This is a genomic window from Bradyrhizobium arachidis (assembly GCF_024758505.1).
Taxonomy (GTDB): Bacteria; Pseudomonadota; Alphaproteobacteria; order Rhizobiales; family Xanthobacteraceae; genus Bradyrhizobium; species Bradyrhizobium manausense_C.
The window spans coordinates 7,093,781-7,109,682 of sequence record NZ_CP077970.1 but is presented as its reverse complement, the minus strand read 5'-3'; the positions used below and the strand labels follow the sequence as shown (position 1 = coordinate 7,109,682).

General features: G+C 63.1%; 14 protein-coding genes and 1 tRNA gene. 4 read left to right on the top strand and 11 right to left on the bottom strand.

Going from position 1 to position 15,902, the window contains the following annotated elements:
- Positions 1-32: 32 nt before the first annotated feature.
- The 6 genes from KUF59_RS33030 to KUF59_RS33005 all read right to left on the bottom strand — a co-directional run bounded on the left by KUF59_RS33030 (position 33) and on the right by KUF59_RS33005 (position 7,573).
- The gene (locus KUF59_RS33030; protein WP_258767516.1) at positions 33-575 is read right to left on the bottom strand and encodes a nucleoside 2-deoxyribosyltransferase; all 543 of its coding nucleotides are present in this window, start codon (positions 573-575) and stop codon (positions 33-35) included.
- Between the two features lie 77 nt (positions 576-652).
- Positions 653-2,581 carry a 1-deoxy-D-xylulose-5-phosphate synthase gene (gene dxs, locus KUF59_RS33025; RefSeq protein ID WP_212458722.1) on the bottom strand — a complete coding sequence of 643 codons (1,929 nt, stop codon included), beginning with the start codon at positions 2,579-2,581 and terminating at the stop codon, positions 653-655.
- A gap of 370 nt (positions 2,582-2,951) precedes the next feature.
- Positions 2,952-4,253, bottom strand: coding sequence for a hypothetical protein (locus KUF59_RS33020; RefSeq protein WP_258767515.1), 1,302 nt, complete (start codon positions 4,251-4,253; stop codon positions 2,952-2,954).
- Between the two features lie 280 nt (positions 4,254-4,533).
- Complete coding sequence (locus KUF59_RS33015) at positions 4,534-4,785, bottom strand: exodeoxyribonuclease VII small subunit (protein WP_212458720.1); 252 nt, start codon at positions 4,783-4,785, stop codon at positions 4,534-4,536.
- A 75-nt stretch (positions 4,786-4,860) separates the two neighbouring features.
- Positions 4,861-5,790 carry a histone deacetylase family protein gene (locus tag KUF59_RS33010; protein WP_258767514.1) on the bottom strand — a complete coding sequence of 310 codons (930 nt, stop codon included), beginning with the start codon at positions 5,788-5,790 and terminating at the stop codon, positions 4,861-4,863.
- A 121-nt stretch (positions 5,791-5,911) separates the two neighbouring features.
- A complete protein-coding gene (locus KUF59_RS33005; protein ID WP_258767513.1) occupies positions 5,912-7,573 on the bottom strand; it encodes a bifunctional metallophosphatase/5'-nucleotidase in 1,662 nt (553 codons plus the stop codon).
- A gap of 163 nt (positions 7,574-7,736) precedes the next feature.
- On the opposite strand from KUF59_RS33005, the gene KUF59_RS33000 reads away from it, so the two are divergent.
- The gene (locus tag KUF59_RS33000; RefSeq protein ID WP_258767512.1) at positions 7,737-7,928 is read left to right on the top strand and encodes a hypothetical protein; all 192 of its coding nucleotides are present in this window, start codon (positions 7,737-7,739) and stop codon (positions 7,926-7,928) included.
- Between the two features lie 56 nt (positions 7,929-7,984).
- Here the strand turns inward: KUF59_RS33000 and KUF59_RS32995 are convergent, their stop codons facing one another.
- The 3 genes from KUF59_RS32995 to KUF59_RS32980 form a co-directional block, all read right to left on the bottom strand.
- A complete protein-coding gene (locus tag KUF59_RS32995; RefSeq protein WP_212458716.1) occupies positions 7,985-8,425 on the bottom strand; it encodes a hypothetical protein in 441 nt (146 codons plus the stop codon).
- 288 nt (positions 8,426-8,713) lie between these two features.
- Entirely contained in the window at positions 8,714-9,463 is a 750-nt protein-coding gene (locus KUF59_RS32990; protein ID WP_212458715.1) for an outer membrane protein, read from the bottom strand.
- A 554-nt stretch (positions 9,464-10,017) separates the two neighbouring features.
- Positions 10,018-10,776 carry an enoyl-CoA hydratase-related protein gene (locus tag KUF59_RS32980; protein WP_258767510.1) on the bottom strand — a complete coding sequence of 253 codons (759 nt, stop codon included), beginning with the start codon at positions 10,774-10,776 and terminating at the stop codon, positions 10,018-10,020.
- A 429-nt stretch (positions 10,777-11,205) separates the two neighbouring features.
- On the opposite strand from KUF59_RS32980, the gene KUF59_RS32975 reads away from it, so the two are divergent.
- On the top strand, positions 11,206-11,415 hold the full coding sequence (locus tag KUF59_RS32975) for a transcription initiation factor IIE subunit alpha family protein (RefSeq protein ID WP_212458713.1): 210 nt from the start codon (positions 11,206-11,208) through the stop codon (positions 11,413-11,415).
- An 8-nt stretch (positions 11,416-11,423) separates the two neighbouring features.
- On the opposite strand, the gene KUF59_RS32970 is transcribed toward KUF59_RS32975, so the two are convergent.
- On the bottom strand, positions 11,424-13,202 hold the full coding sequence (locus KUF59_RS32970; protein ID WP_212458712.1) for an acyl-CoA dehydrogenase family protein: 1,779 nt from the start codon (positions 13,200-13,202) through the stop codon (positions 11,424-11,426).
- A gap of 240 nt (positions 13,203-13,442) precedes the next feature.
- Here KUF59_RS32970 and KUF59_RS32965 point away from each other — a divergent pair.
- Positions 13,443-13,517 (top strand) — tRNA-Gln (locus tag KUF59_RS32965).
- A gap of 229 nt (positions 13,518-13,746) precedes the next feature.
- Entirely contained in the window at positions 13,747-15,093 is a 1,347-nt protein-coding gene (locus tag KUF59_RS32960) for a tyrosine-type recombinase/integrase (RefSeq protein ID WP_258767509.1), read from the top strand.
- A gap of 50 nt (positions 15,094-15,143) precedes the next feature.
- Here the strand turns inward: KUF59_RS32960 and KUF59_RS32955 are convergent, their stop codons facing one another.
- Positions 15,144-15,530, bottom strand: coding sequence for a hypothetical protein (locus tag KUF59_RS32955; RefSeq protein ID WP_258767508.1), 387 nt, complete (start codon positions 15,528-15,530; stop codon positions 15,144-15,146).
- Positions 15,531-15,902 lie beyond the last annotated feature (372 nt).

Below are 15,902 nucleotides of genomic sequence, written 5' to 3'. Positions count from 1 at the left end.
ATTCGTCCCGCTCCAGCACTTTATATACGCGCCTATCGCGCGGCCGCCATCCGGACGCAGGTCTCGAACGCGGCAAGATCGCGCCAGATATCGGCGGGCGTCTCAGTCGGCATCACCAGCGGACAGCCATGCAGCTCCAGCGCATGGATCATCATGAGATTGTCGGTGAGGCCAAAATCCTCGACCGTCAGGCCGTGCGCATCGACCAGGCGTCCATCGTTGCTGGCGACGTCGCCGAAGCGTCGCACGCGGTCGGCATAGATTGCGGGATCGTTGCAATAGGCAAGGCACAGCTTGCCGCGGCCGGCCATGTAGCCGAGCTCATAGGCGGTGCCGGCGTCGGCGCCGGGTCCGCGAAATGGCGTGAGATTGGCGATGATGGCGTCGGCCGCGTCCATCATGGCCTCGTTGCCGGCAAAGATCTGCCGCGAGGCGTCGTTCGCCGCGAGATCGATCACATTGTCGAGGGGATAGAGGCCGGTGAGCCCGTGCGCAGCACAGATCGCGCGCTTGCGCTCGCCGATCCCCACCGCGTCCGGCAGGAACACATCGGGACCTGCCAGATAGATTTTCATGAAGCAACCTGCTGAAACCGAATCGCGGTGCAACACCTCTCCCTGTGGGAGAGGTGCGTTCAGCGCCCAGCCGACAATCAGGCGAGCTTGACGGTCTCGGCCTTGACGTCCTTGCCGAGCGCTTCGAACACCTTGGCGACGATGCCCTTGGCGTCGAGACCGGCGCGGCCATACATCGCGTTCGGCGTGTCGTGATCCTGGAACACGTCGGGCAGCACCATGGAGCGGAAGCGGACCGCGCCGCTGTCGAGCACGCCCTGGTCGGTCAGGAACTGGGCGACATGCGAGCCGAAACCGCCGACCGAGCCTTCCTCGATCGTGATCAGGATCTCGTGGTCGCGGGCGAGCTTGAGCACCAGCTCGGTATCCAGCGGCTTCATGAAGCGCGCATCCGCGATCGTGGTCGACAGACCATGCGCGGCGAGCTCGTCGGCGGCCTTCTCGCATTCGGCCAGACGGGTGCCGAAGGAGAGCAGCGCAATCTTGTTGCCCTGGCGGACGACGCGGCCCTTGCCGATTTCGAGGGGAATGCCGACGTCGGGCATGTCGATGCCGCGGCCTTCGCCGCGCGGATAGCGCAGCGAGCTCGGGCGGTCGTTGATCGCAACCTGAGTCGCCACCATGTGCACGAGTTCGGCTTCGTCGCTTGCCGCCATGATCACCATGTTGGGCAGACAGCCGAGATAGGCGTTGTCGAACGAGCCGGCATGCGTCGCGCCGTCGGCGCCGACGAGGCCGGCGCGGTCGATGGCAAAGCGCACGGGCAGGTTCTGGATCGCGACGTCATGCACGATCTGGTCGTAGCCGCGCTGCAGGAAGGTCGAGTAGATCGCGCAGAACGGCTTGTAGCCTTCGCTGGCAAGGCCGGCTGCGAAGGTCACCGCATGCTGCTCGGCGATGCCGACGTCGAAGGTGCGGTCCGGGAACGCCTTGTTGAAGATGTCGACGCCGGTGCCGGACGGCATCGCCGCGGTGATGGCGACGATCCTCTCGTCCTTCTGGGCTTCCTTGACGAGGCTCTGGCCGAACACGTTCTGGTAGGCCGGCGCGTTCGGCTTGGCCTTGGCCTGGGTACCGGTCGCGACGTCGAACTTGACGACGGCGTGATACTTGTCGGCGGAGGCTTCCGCGGGACCGTAGCCCTTGCCCTTCTGGGTCACGACGTGGACCAGGATCGGGCCGGTCTCCATGTCGCGGACGTTCTTCAGCACGGGCAGCAGGTGGTCGAGGTTATGGCCGTCGATCGGGCCGACGTAATAAAAGCCGAGCTCCTCGAACAGCGTGCCGCCGTCCATCATGAAGCCGCGCGAGTATTCCTCGACGCGGTTGGCGCGGTTGGCGATGATCTTGGGCAGGCGCTTGTTGATCTGCTTGGCCGCATCGCGCAGCGTGCGATAGGTCTTGCCCGAATAGAGCCGCGACAGATACGCGCTCATCGCGCCGACCGGAGGCGCAATCGACATGTCGTTGTCGTTGAGGATGACGATCAGGCGCGAGTTCATCGCACCGGCGTTGTTCATGGCCTCATAGGCCATGCCGGCGCTCATTGCGCCGTCGCCGATCACGGCGATCACGTTGTTCTTGCCGCCCGAGAGGTCGCGCGCCACGGCCATGCCGAGGCCCGCCGAGATCGAGGTCGAGGAGTGCGCGGCGCCGAACGGATCGTAGTCGCTCTCGCTGCGCTTGGTGAAGCCGGAGAGGCCGCCGCCGGTGCGCAGGGTGCGGATGCGGTCGCGCCGTCCGGTGAGGATCTTGTGCGGATAGGCCTGGTGGCCGACGTCCCAGATCAGCCGGTCACGCGGCGTGTCGAAGATGTAATGGATCGCGGTGGTGAGCTCGACCACGCCGAGGCCCGCGCCGAAATGGCCGCCGGTCACGGAAACGGCGTCGATGGTCTCCTGCCGCAGCTCGTCGGCAACCTGGCGGACCTGTTCGATCTTCAACTTGCGCAGGTCATCCGGAGTCCGGATCGTGTCGAGAAGCGGCGTTTTGCTATATTCGTTCACAGCGATTTCCAATTTTTCAGCCCCGGGAGGTCATCCCGGTGCGAGATGGGTTTGCACAATATCGGCGCAGCGCGAGCCCTTAGAGTGTCGGAGCCCGTCGGCGTCCACTTGCACGGGACAAATCCGGCCTTCAAAGCTAAGTGAGCCTAGTAGCGCTCCGGTTCAGTCTCAGTGATCTCTGTCACCCTGCTCGGCTGCACCCGTCCCAGCCAATTTCATTAGCGATTTGAAGCATTTGGCGCCAGCAACACACTGCTGACGAAAAGCTCACAAAAAGCCACAGTCGGGCAGCTTTACACCAAAGCAGGCGCCAAAGCCAACCCGCAGGCCCGTTTGGGGGTATGCAGTCGCACCCGGCAGGCCAAGGTGGTTAACCACGGCTCCGGGCAGATAGTTCCTGGTCGGTCAGTTCCTGGGCAGCTATCTGGTCGCGCGGTGCGGCATTTTCTAGGCTTCGCCAGCCGAATTCCCTTGCGGCCGCGTCGCCGGTCGCGACCGCGAGCGCCGCATCGGGCGCCGCCACCCGTTCCCGCAAGGGAACCGGCCCGCACACGATCATGAAGAAGTCGTAGGCATGGGGCCGTTCGTTGGCCATCACGAACTGGAAGTGGACCCGGAAGAATTGCCAGCGGAACAGATTGTAGTGCTCCGGCGAGATAATCTCGCGGAAGCGCACCGGCACGATGGTCGGATTGCGCTTCTTGTCTCCGACGTCGATGCCGTGGCCCTCGATCGGATCGAAATGGAAGAAGTTCATCACGTCCTTGCGCGCCTGGCAGTCGATCCAGTCGATCGACGGCTCGATTGCGAGATCGCGCATGTGATCCCGCAGATGTTGCGCGGCCGCATGATAGCCGGCGACCGGCGTATTGGCGCCGAGCGTCAGCAACACGACGCGCCGTCCGCGGCGGCCAAGGTCAGGATCGAGCTTGAGCGCGCGCGCCAGGATCTCCGTCGCGAGGAACGAGCCCGAGGAATGACCGACCAGCACGATCTCCTCTGCGTTGCTCGAGGCAACGACCTTGCAGAGGTGCGCGGCGAAACGGTCGATACGCTCGTCCCACAGCGGTTCGCGGCGATGCGCGAATTCCCAAGTCCAGATGTGGTCGCGAAGGAGATAGAGCGCGTAGGTCTTCTCCTCCGTGTATCGGAGCGCCATGCCGAACACGGCGACGAACAGCGCGACTGCTGCAACCACGCTGAAGAGAGTAGGGATGCCGACTGCGTCCAGTCCTCTCTGGAACACCCACGCAAAGGCACCCACCCAAAGCGCGTGCGCAAGCAGCACCAGATGCGGATAGGTAACGAAGGTCGCGAACCGCCAGTTAGCCTTGCCGAAGCGGGCGATGGTGCCGTTGAACATCATCGTCCAGTAAATGAGAACGGCGTGGTAAACCGTGTCCCAGATCGGCTGCGCCAGGTCGCGCTGGATGTAATCCTCAAACCGCAGGAAGTCGTAGGTCGTGCGGGTCTGCCAGTCGTCCGCCTTGGTCTCGATGCTCCAGGACGCGATCTCGCCATCGCTCACGTTTTGCGGGCGGCCCATGCTGGCGGCGAGATGGTAGAGCCGGCCGAACTTGCGCAGCTCGGTCCGGAACATGCGGTAATACTGCGCCAATCCGCGCGGATCGTAGCCCTGCACATAGATGATATGGCGGTTCTGAACGCGCACTGGAAAACCGTAATCCCCGCGACCCAGCCTCACGGCTCACATGAGCCGGAATGGGGCCTTTCTCCCTCATTGACGCGCTTTTCGACGCAAACCGCTGACGTTCCGCCCAGGCCCGGAGCCCGGACCGTACCCATTTCGTCTCCCGTCTCCGGGACTATAGCAGGCCTTCGGACAGGCCAAGAGCTATTTGCAACCCGGGGCGGCGGCGTTCGGGCGCATTCCCGCAATAGTCTGAATGGCTTAGAGGCGCTGAGGAGAGCCTTAGGGGCCTTTTGGGGGCCTACTGCACGTCGAGTGGCACAGTGCCCGCGGCTTGGCCGCTGGCATCCGTGGTGATCTTGTCGACGCGCGCCTCGGCCTGGCGCAGCAGTTCCTCGCAACGGCGCTTGAGGGCTTCGCCGCGCTCATAGATCGCAACCGACTCTTCCAGCGGCACCTTGCCGTCTTCGAGCCGCTTGACGATCGTCTCCAACTCCTCGATCGCGCGTTCGAACGAAAGCCTGGTTACGTCGATTTGGGTGTTTTCGGCCATTTCCGTTTCCGATTGCCCGCCCGCTTCGTGCACCACAGGAAGCAAGATTTTGCGGGCGCAATGTGGCGAGAGGCGTTAGGCACCCATCAAGGCACCGACATGGGCCGTAACAGATTCTTTCAGCCCTTGCAGATCATAGCCGCCCTCGAGCACCGAAACAATTCGCCCGCCTGCGGACTTGTCCGCGAGGTCCATCAGTTTCCGCGTCACCCAGGCATAGTCCTCGCCGCGCAAGTTCAGCGAGGCGAGGGGATCGCGGTAATGCGCATCGAAGCCCGCAGAGATGATGAGCAGCTCCGGGCTGAACTTCGTGAGCTGCGGCAGGATCAGGTTCTCGAACGCGGCGCGGAATTCCACCCCGCCGTCTTCGGAGGCGAGCGGCGCGTTGACGATGGTGTCGTGATCGCCGCGTTCGCTGCGCGCGCCGGTGCCCGGAAACAGCGGCATCTGATGGGTCGAGCAGTACATCACCGTCGGATCCGACCAGAAGATGTCCTGCGTGCCGTTGCCGTGGTGCACGTCGAAATCGACGATGGCGGCGCGCTTGATGCCGTATTTGCGCTGCGCGTGGCGCGCGGCGATCGCGACATTGTCGAAGAAGCAAAAACCCATCGGCTTTGCGATCTCGGCGTGGTGCCCGGGCGGTCGCACCGCGACGAAGGCGTTGCGGTGCTCGCCCGCCATCACCGCCTCGGTCGCCGCCACCGCACCGCCGACGCCGCGCATCACCGCTTCCCAGGTGCCCGGCGACATCGAGGTGTCGCCGTCGATATAGACTTGGCCACTGGCCGGCGCGATGTGGCGCAGCTCGGTGACGTAATGCTCGTTGTGGCAGAGCGTGACGAGGTCGAGATTGCCCTCGGGCGCCTGGTCCCGCACCAGGAACTGGAAGCGCTCATGCGACAGGGCTTCCTCCACCGCGCGCAGGCGATCCGGGCGCTCGGGATGGCCCGGCGGCGTGACATGGTCGAGGCAAGCCTTGTGGCTCAGAAGAAGCGTGCTCATCAGCTCGTGCTCACAGAGGATCCCACATTGACGTCGCTTGGCCCATCCGGCGCCAAAACGCAATGTAGGATTTTGCCGGACGATGGGAAAGGGTGGCTAGCCGGTTCGATTTTGATCGAGATCAATTCAACCGCATGATGCGCATTGACGCGAGCGGGGAAACCGGGCTTGCAGCCTTGAAATACGCAAACAGTGCATCGGCGTCATAGATGCTGACCTGGCGCGCGGTACCCTCTTTGGCGACGGTAAATCCGTCGCCGCCGCTCGCGAGGTAGTCATTGACCGTGACCCGGTAGCTCGCCGCGGGGTCGATGGGCTTGCCGTCGAGCGTCATGCGATCGGCCAGCACACGCTCGCCGAACGGCTTTGAGGCGTCCCAGGCGTAGCCAAAACCCCTGGACACCTGGAGGATCCGCGGCCGCTTCGGATCGAGCCATTGCTGTTCCAGCATGTCCTTGAGCTGCGCGCCCGTGAGCGCCTGCGTCACCAGTAGGTTGCGGAACGGCTGGCTCGCAAAGACGTCGCCGAATGTGACCTTGCCATCATCCTTGAACGTGATGTCGGTGCGGATGCCGCCGGGATTGGTGAGCGCAATGACGGCACCGCCGTTCTTGGCCTCCTTTGTTGCGGCAAGTTGCGCGTCGGCGATGATGTCGCCGAGCGCGCTTTCGCCGGCTTGGTTCGGGACGCGCGACAGCGTCTGCGTGATCGTGCCTGCGGGGCGACCCGCGATCGGCGCGGCGAGCCTGTCATAGGCCTCGATCAGCGCGGTCTGCTCGGGATCCTTCGCCAGCGAGGCGTTCGCGACGATGACGTTCTCGGCCTTCGCGCTGATGATGTCGCGGCTCGCCGGATCGAGCTTGAGGTCAACAGCGGTGACCAGCGTGCCGTATTTGTCGCCGCTCGTCACCAGCCTGCCGTCGACGTTGCAGACATAGGCCCGATGCGTGTGGCCGCTGACGACGACGTCGACCGCGCGGTCGAACTTCTTCACGATGTCGACGATCGGCCCGGAGATGCCGGGACACTCGTTGTAATCCCCGGTCGGCTCGCCGCCTTCGTGGATCAGCACCACGATGGCTTCGACCCCGCGCGCCTTCAATTGCGGGACCAGCGCGTTCACCGTCTCCGCCTCATCGCGGAATTCGAGCCCGGCGATGCCAGCGGGCGAGACGATGCCGGCGGTGCCCTTCAGCGTCAGTCCGATGAAGGCTATGGGGACGCCGTCGAACTCCCTGATCTCGTAGGGCGGCAGCAGGCTCTTGCCGGTCGCAGTCTCGATGGTGGAGGCGGCGAGGTAGTGGAATTTGGCGCCGGTGAAGGGATGCGGTCCCTGGCAGCCGTCGACCGGGTGGCAGCCGCCGTTCTGCATGCGCAACAGCTCGGCCTTGCCCTCGTCGAATTCGTGATTGCCGGCGGAGGTGATGGCAAGTCCCATCATCGACAAGGCTTCGACCGACGGCTCGTCGTGAAACATCGCCGACAAGAACGGGCTCGCCCCGATCAGGTCGCCGGCCGCGACGAAGATCGTGTTCTTGTGACCCTCGCGCAACTGCTTCACCAGCGTCGCCATGTATTCGGCGCCGCCGGCCGCGACGGTCACCTTCTTGGCTTGGTCCTCGGGATCGCCGATCCGGATGCCGCCCGGCGGCGGCCGCAGATTGCCGTGAAAATCGTTGATCGCGAGGATGCGCAGCTCGACCGGCGCAGAGCTTTGCGCAAGGGCGGGCGAGGCGAGACTGAGCGCAAGCGCGGCGGATATCAGGCTGCAGAGGAGGCGCATGCGTCCAGAATTATCACACCAGTTGAAGATTTCACGAAGGCTTTTGCCGCGTGTGCTTCCCGGGCACGGCCCAGGTTACGGGCGACGAGCTCTGTCCGTTGGGACAATTACCGTGCAGGTGCGAGAGGTCTAGCATGACCTTCAGGCAGCGGGGAGGAAACTCATGGAAGCGCTGAAGGCGTTCATCCGCGATGAGACTCTCATCATCTTCAGAAGGCGGCTTGCCGATCCGGACATCACGGAGGAGCGGCGGCGCATGCTCACACGATTGCTGGCGCTGGAGGAGGCGAGAGACATCCGCAACGAAGACAATGTGCGGCCCGAGGCCATGATGAGGACCGCTAGAGGCGAGTGAGGGGCGGCCCCTCTCTATCGAGTCTCAGGCGAGCATCTGGCAGAGCGCGTCACTGTTCACCAGGCGCCGTGGCCAAACCAGTCAAAGCGCGCTTGCCGTGCCATAAAGAATTCCTGCGGCGCCATGCGCCGCTTGGCTGGCTTGCGCTGATGCAGTTTCGCCTCCCGCTTTCTTGTCTCCGGCGGCCGAGTTTGGACGGCGTTGGACGGTTGCAATTGCGCGAATGCCTCTCGGGCAGCGGCCGGGACATGCGCGGTCGTCGTTGGCGGATCGGAGGTGTGGTCTTCCGTGCTCGCCGTCGGTTGAGGCCGGATCGTCGGCGCATTGGTGTCGTAATCCACGCGCTCAGGCCATTTGGGATCGGCATGAATGCGGATGACGACTTGATTGGACTCGGCCCTCTCTGAGAGGGGCGGCGTCGGTAGACAGGCGTTTGCAAGCAGCAGCAGCGCCAGCAACGCCGTGCCGACAACGAGAAAGTAGCGGGTGAGGGGCATACGTCGCTCCACGCCCCCCTGCGTGGCGCACGATCGCAGCATTGAGTCCGGGAGCTCTTGATCCAGATCAATCTCTGGTCGATCTCAGCGAAGAAAGCGCGTGTCCCGCCGCGGTGTTGAGATCGGTCGTGTCTCCGCCGTAGCTAGGACGACGCTATGACGTCAATCGCCGGTTAACATGCCGTCTCCCGGTTTCCCGCACACGAAACGGCATCGCTCGATCATGATGAATGGCAAAGGAAACCCCGGGCGATGCCCGGGGCTCGAGTGCGGAAAACGTGCGATTAACTAGTAACGCGCGGCGACCGGTGCGGTGTAACCGCCGAAGCGATAATTGAAGCGCACGGTGACCATATCGACGTCCTGGCTGACCCGGTCGCCGAGCAAGGTTGCAAGGGGTCTGACCACGACGAAGTCGTTGTTCGCATGCCCCATCCATAGATGGTCATATTCAACGCCGACTGACCAGTTCGGGGCGAAGCCATATTCGAAGCCGACGCCCACGGTGCCGCCCCAGCGCGTGTTGCTTGCCGAGAACAGACCGACCCCGGTGGTGTTATCGAATACATCAAGGCGATTTCTGGTTACGGCCGCGCCACCCTTTACGTAGAGTAGCGCCGCGTTCCACGCCCAACCGAGTTGGCCCGTGAAAAGGCCGATGGCGTCGGTTTTCACCGTAGTTGAGAGCGTCGGATCGAACACGCTGACGCGCGTGTTGCTGAGGTCGGCCCAGTCGCCTTGCGCTTCCAGTCCGAATACGAACTGATTGGTCTGCCAACGATACCCAAGTTGCCCGCCGACAACGCCGCCGGAACGATCACGGCAACCGCTTACTGTTCCAAAAACATCAGTGATGAGATCCACGCAATTGTGGCTCTGGCCCCATCCGCCATTGGCGCCGATATAGAAGCCGCTCCAATTGTAAATCGCCACAACCGGGGCGGGCGGCGGGGCCTTGACGGCCATGTCGGCAGCCGATGCAGGAACAGCCCAGCCCAAAGCGGCAATGCCGGCAGCGGCCACTAAGAATTTCTTCATCTGTTGTCTCCGTATCCCCAATTGCGCATCTTTTTCGAACGACGACCCTTATGCACTGTTGCGTGCATATGTGGTGCATTCCAGCCAGGAGTTTAGTTGTAAGGGCCTGAAGTCCCCGTAACAAAATGGCAACACTCGCGCGCAATCGAAGTGAGTGCGAATTCTCGAAGAGGGCAGCGCGCTCAATCAGCATCAGAGCCGGGGGGCGGCCCACCTGAACTCTCATGCTCCTCCGCGAGCCAAAGCGGGACGCTGGTGGTCGGAACAAGACGCCTTGGCAGATGCGGATTGATCGTGCCCGCGAAAACGATCAGCCCCTCGTCCAGCTTCGCGCGCGCGAAGACTTTGGCCTCGGCTTCGGTCGCAAACGTTCTGGTTTCGCGCGGGCTTCGCCTCCTGGGCAGGAGGCCTCGTTTGCGACTCTCGAAGGTGACGTACCAGGCTGACGGCATTTGACGCACGCGTGATCAAGCGCATCGGAGTGCCGCAGTTCATGCGAGCAGCGAGGCCCGGCCTTGACCTAGATCAATCGATGGCGCTCCCTGCAAGCGCGCCTAGCGCCTCTTCCTCGTGGTGAACGCGTTGAAAGCGGCGACAGCCTCGTTGGACTTGAGCCGCTCGCCGAACAGATGGGCTTCCTGGTCGATGCGGCGTGTGAGCTCTTCTGGCGGCGCGCGCAGCAGTCTGCGGGAGATCGCGACCGCTTCGGCGGGCAGCTTGCAGATTTCGCGCGCCACCTTGCGGGCTTCGGCTTCGGTGTGCCCGGGCGAGACCACGGCATTGACGAAGCCAGCCATGCGCGCCTCCTCGGCCGAAAAGATTCGTCCCATCACCAGCATCGCGAATGCACGCTGGAAGCCCATGGTGTGCGGCATCAGCAGGCTGGACGCGCCGACCGGAATGAGCCCGAGCTTGACGTAGGGTGCGGAAAAGGTCGCGGCCGTCGAGGCCAGCACGTAGTCGCAATGGAACAGCAGCACCGTGCCCACGCCGACCGAGGCGCCGTCCACGGCGGCGATGATCGGCTTCACGTTCAGCGCCAGCGAATAGAGGAATTTTGCCGCGTTCGACAGCGTCTCCGGCCGCGACGTGTCCGCTTTGAGGAAATCGTCGATATCGTCGCCGGCGGTGAACACACCGGAGCCGCCCGTGATGATGATGCAGCGGATCTCGGGATTGTTCTGCGCCGTGTCGATCGCGTGGCCCATCTCGCGATACATGTCCTGCGTGATCGCGTTCTTCTTGTTCGGACGGCGCAAGGTCACGATACGCGTTGCGTGTTCCTCGGTGACGACGATATTGCCGTTCGGCATGGACAGTTCCCCCGCGGCCGCTGCAGCGCCGTTGCCGCTGGCCATTTCGGTGACAGCCTACATCATCTCGCAGGGGTACCAAACCTGAGGGTGCAACTTTCCACGATGGCGCAATGACGCCTGGGAGCTTTCGAGGCGCTTTTGCCGCGCCGCGATTTGCGTAGCGATTTCAACGAAAGCGCACGTGAAAGTTCGCCTTTTGCGTGTGTCCGGTTTGCGGTTGCCTGGAATACCGCCACGATGACGCCGGCGCATATCACCTCTTCAATATGCGTGGATGAGAGTCCTGCGGGAACCGGCGGTGAAATCGCCCCCGGGTTGCGTCAGCACAATCATCTCTTCGTCGTCATGGGATCAATTTGATCCATGTCGTGGTTCTGCTGCTAAGGCGGACTAACGTTTGGCCTGTTGGTATCCGGGGAGTAGGCGATGAGAAAGAATGACGTGACCTGTCCTGAGTGCGGAGCCGGCTTCCGGCGGCTCGAACTCGCTTCGATGCAGCCCTGCCGGGGCGAATACCGTTGCCCGGCCTGCGACGAGGTGCTGGAACAGTTCGATGGTAGCGCTTTCGTGACCTATCGCCTGACGGTCCAGCCGAGCGTCAGGGACATCCGCGGCGAGCTTGCCTGGGGCGCTTGAGCGCCCCCTTACCCCAGCAACACCGCGTCCGCCGCGGCGACTGATTCGGCGCTTTCCGTCACCGTCCGTTCCAGCGAGGTCGCCTGCACGGTGATGTTTTCGGCGAAGAAGCGGGCGAGGGAGACGTAGCGCGGCGCTTCCGAGTTGCCGTCGCCCTTCGCGGCGAGCGCCTCGGCGGCAAGCATGCAGCCGCCGAGCGTTGCGCCGAACTGCTGGAGATAGGGAGTTGCGCCCGCGAGCGCGTCGTTCGGCGCCGCACTGACCCGCTCCAGCAACCACTTGCTCGAGCGTTCGAGTGAGCCGAGCGCCTCGCGTAGCTTCGTGCCCGTGGTGCCGAAGGCGGGATCGTTGGAGGCTTCGACCTGCTTGACGATTCCAGAGAGCTCCGCCAGCAGCGCCCAGACCGACGCGCCGCCATCGGCGCCGAGCTTGCGGGTGACGAGATCGATCGCCTGGATGCCGTTGGTGCCCTCATAGATCGCGGTGATGCGCGCGTCGCGATAGTGCTGCGCGGCGCCGGTCTCCTCGATGAAGCCCATGCCGCCATGCACCTGCACGCCGAGATAGGCGACCTCGTTGCCGATGTCGGTCGAATAGCCCTTTGCGATCGGCGTCAGCAGCGCGGCGCGTGCCGCCGCCTCGGCGCGGACCTTCGCATCCTTGGCGCGCGTCGAGACGTCGATCGCGACGGCCGTGGCGTAGCAGATGGTACGCGCGGCCGCCGTCTGCGCCCGCATCCGCATCAGCATGCGCTTGACGTCGGGATGCACGAAGATCGCGTCCGATCCGTCGCTCTTCTTGCCGACGGCGCGGCCTTGCTTGCGTTCCTGTGCGTAGGCCAGCGCCTGCTGATAGGCGCGGTCGGCGATGCCGACGCCTTCGAGGCCGACGCCGAGGCGGGCCTGATTCATCATCGTGAACATGCAGCGCATGCCCTGGTTCTCTTCGCCGATCAGGAAGCCGATGGCGCCGCCATGATCGCCCATGGTCATGGTGCAGGTGGGGGAGGCGTGCATGCCGAGCTTGTGCTCGACGCCCGAAGCATAGATGTCGTTACGCGCGCCGAGCGAACCGTCGGCGTTGACCATGAACTTCGGGACAAGAAAGAGAGAGATGCCCTTGGTGCCGGCCGGCGCATCCGGCAGGCGCGCGAGCACGAAATGCACGATGTTGTCGGTCATGTCGTGTTCGCCGTAGGTGATGAAGATCTTCGTCCCCTTGATCCGATAGGTGCCGTCGGCCATTTTCTCCGCGCGCGTGCGCAGCGCGCCGACGTCGGAGCCGGCCTGCGACTCGGTCAGCTGCATCGTGCCGGTCCATTCGCCGGTGACGAGCTTTTCGAGATAGATCGCCTTCAGCTCGTCGCTGCCATGCGCCTCCAGCGCCTCGATGGCGGAGGCCGTGAGCAGCGGGCAGAGGCCGAAGGCGATGTTGGACGCGCTCCAGATCTCCGTGCACACCGCGTTGATGGCGAGCGGCAGGCCCTGGCCGCCAAACGCCTCCGGCCCCGAGACCGCGTTCCAGCCGCCGTCGGTCCAGCGCTTGTAGGCGTCCGGCCAGCCCGGCGCGGTCGTGACCTTGCCGTTCGCGAGCTTGATGCCGTGCTCGTCGCCGACGCGGTTGAGCGGCGCCAGCACGTCGGTTGCGAACTTGCCGGCTTCCTCCAGCACGGCGGCGGCGATATCGGCGTCGAAATCGCCGTAATGACCGGCCTCCAGCGCAGCCTTCAGGCCGGCGCCATGGTTGAGCGCAAGCAGCATGTCATTGATTGGCGCGCGGTAGGTCATGGCATACTCCCCTGGACATCTTTGGCGCCGTATTCCCATGAAACGGCCAAGGTCTCAACTGCCGGTAGGGCCGGTCAGGACCGGATGTGGAACGCACCGGCCCTATAATAGAGTGTGGCGTGGCGGGGGCCGGGCGCGGCGCAATTTGCGCGGCCAGACTGTTGAAATGCCACGCTTCTCCCTATAGACCGGCTCCGTCCGAGGGATTCCGCCGGTTCTTCCGCCGATCCCTGACAGCGTTGGGGCGTAGCCAAGCGGTAAGGCAGCGGATTTTGATTCCGCCATTCGGAGGTTCGATCCCTCCCGCCCCAGCCATCGGTATTATCAAGCCTCCTCAATCCTCCTCCCATCTCCTTCCCTCGCATCGCGCGCATGACACCAAGACTTTGTTAATTATGGACTTTTCTCCTCAAACCATGTCTTGCGTCCGCACCTCTCATCACCCGCCTCGGGCCGTCTTGAATTAAAAACGGAATCAAACTAGATAATCCCTCGAGGGATGACTGGGCATTACGCCCAATCGAACTTTGGAACTTCCGAAATTATGACCAAGTTTTTCAACGCCAAGAATCTTCGCTCCCTGCCGGACGGCGGGCTGGACGAGAAAGGCAAGCGCAAGCAGAAGCTCTATACCGATGAACACCATCGGAGCTTCAAACTGCTCGTGACCGGCAACTCGCGTCTGTTCTATTCGCAGTGGGAGAAGCCCAAGCACATGCTGAAGGAGAGCCAGAAGCGCCAGCCCAAGCTCACGCCACCCGGCAGCGTCGAGGATTTCTCTTACAGCGCCGCGCTCGCCGCGCATCTCAAACTGCAGGACGACATCAAGCAGGGCATCTATCCTGAGGCCACCAAAGGCGTGGGCCGCCGCAAGACCGGCCCGACTTTCGAAACCTATGGCACCAAAGTCGTCGCAGGGTGGGCTGACAAGCGCAAGAACGCCAAGGATGCCGCAGGGATGAAGCGGATCATTCCGATCTATTGCATGGCGATCAACAACCTGCCGATTGAGAAAATCGGCACGCCCGAGGTGCTGGACGTCATGCGTCCGATCTGGGACGCCAAGCCGGCGATGGCCGAGGAAGTGCGGGCGCTGGTTGCCCGCGTCCTGAAGGCGGCGGCGAGGGAAGAACTGCGTCCCATGGGCGATCCGGCAAGCGTTGAGGCTATCGTCGCGGTGCTCGGCAAGCCCGTCAAAAAGCGCGGGCGGATTCGCGGACCCATGAAAGCGCTCAAGGGAGAGAAGATGCCTGAGTTCATGGTCGAGCTGCGCGCCATCAAGAGCCAGTCGGCACGCGCGCTTGAAGCGCTGATCCTCTCCAACCTGCGCACCAATGCGGTGCGCTATCTGCACATCGACCATCTCGATCTGGAAGGCGGTGCCGACGATCCGTTGCGGCCGGGACCGAAATGGACGGTGCCGAACGACCTGATGAAGGTCGATGACGACGGCCATCCGTTCATCCTGCCGATGGTGCCGCGTCTCGTCGCCGTGCTCAAGGAGCAGATTGCGTACCTGCAAGAAACCTTCCCCGGCCGGCGGATCGGGCTGTTGTGGCCCGGCGATGCCAGTCAGCTCAAAAATCCGTTCGAGCAGCCGATCTCGGAAAACACCATGCGCGATCTGCTCGTGGATTCGCTGAAGAAGAACGCGACGCCGCACGGCATGCGCGCCACCTTCCAGACGTGGGCGGAAAATGAGCTGCAGGACGACGGCGAAACCATGAAGTTCAATCCCGATGCCATCGGCTACTGCATGGCACACAATCCGGGCGACAAGGTCAGGCGCGCCTACCGGCGCAATCGGCTCTGGAAGCCCCGCATGGGCATCATGAATGCATGGGAGCGCCACCTTGCGCGGCCGAGGCCGCAGCTCAAGGCGGTCGCCTGAATGTACGGCGTTGGAGACGCAACGGAAGGCTCGTAGCTGAAAATTAGTCTTCACCGCGCGCCACGAACGGCGCGCGGTTGTACGTCGGGCCATTGCTCGATATAGCGCGTGATCTCGCTCGCCATCACTACCACCGAGTGTCCGTGCTTCTTTGCCTTCAGTTCGCCGCGCGCGATCACGCGGTCCAGTTTTGCCAGCGACATCCGCAATTCGATGGCAGCCTCCCGGCGTGTCAGGAACAGCCGCTGCGTTGGCGCTGGCACCTCTCGTTGCGTCCTGTGCATTCCCGTCATGGCCCGTCTCCTCTTCATCCAGCTATCATCAGTCGCGGCTTCGATCTCCCGGATGTAGCGGATGACGTTCTCGCTGAACCCGTCGATGTGGCTCCATCGGCCACGACCAACGCCGTTCCTGTTGGAGGCGAAAATCTCTCTCACGGCTAATCTAGGAATGAGCTCGGGCGACCCATCACGGTCGCAGAGGGCTGACCCGAGGTGAATAAGTTAATGCTGAGGTCGTTGAATCGGCGGCTAAGTCGTGCAGAAAGGTGGGTTGCTCCGAATGTCGTTGAGCTCAACTCCGCCTGCGCGAGCCGCCGATTGACTAAGAATCTGAGGGTCGGACGTTCGAATCGTGCGGGCGCGCCAGCTATCTCATTCAAAAAGCACTAGTTTCTAAAGAAGCCAAAAACTATCCCAGATCAAAAATCCGATTTAGTCTGGGTTTTAGCCTGGGGGAGTTTTTTTGAGTTGTTGTCGAAAGTCGTGCTGTGCCCGGCACACCTAGGCAGATCGCGGGCTGATAGAAGC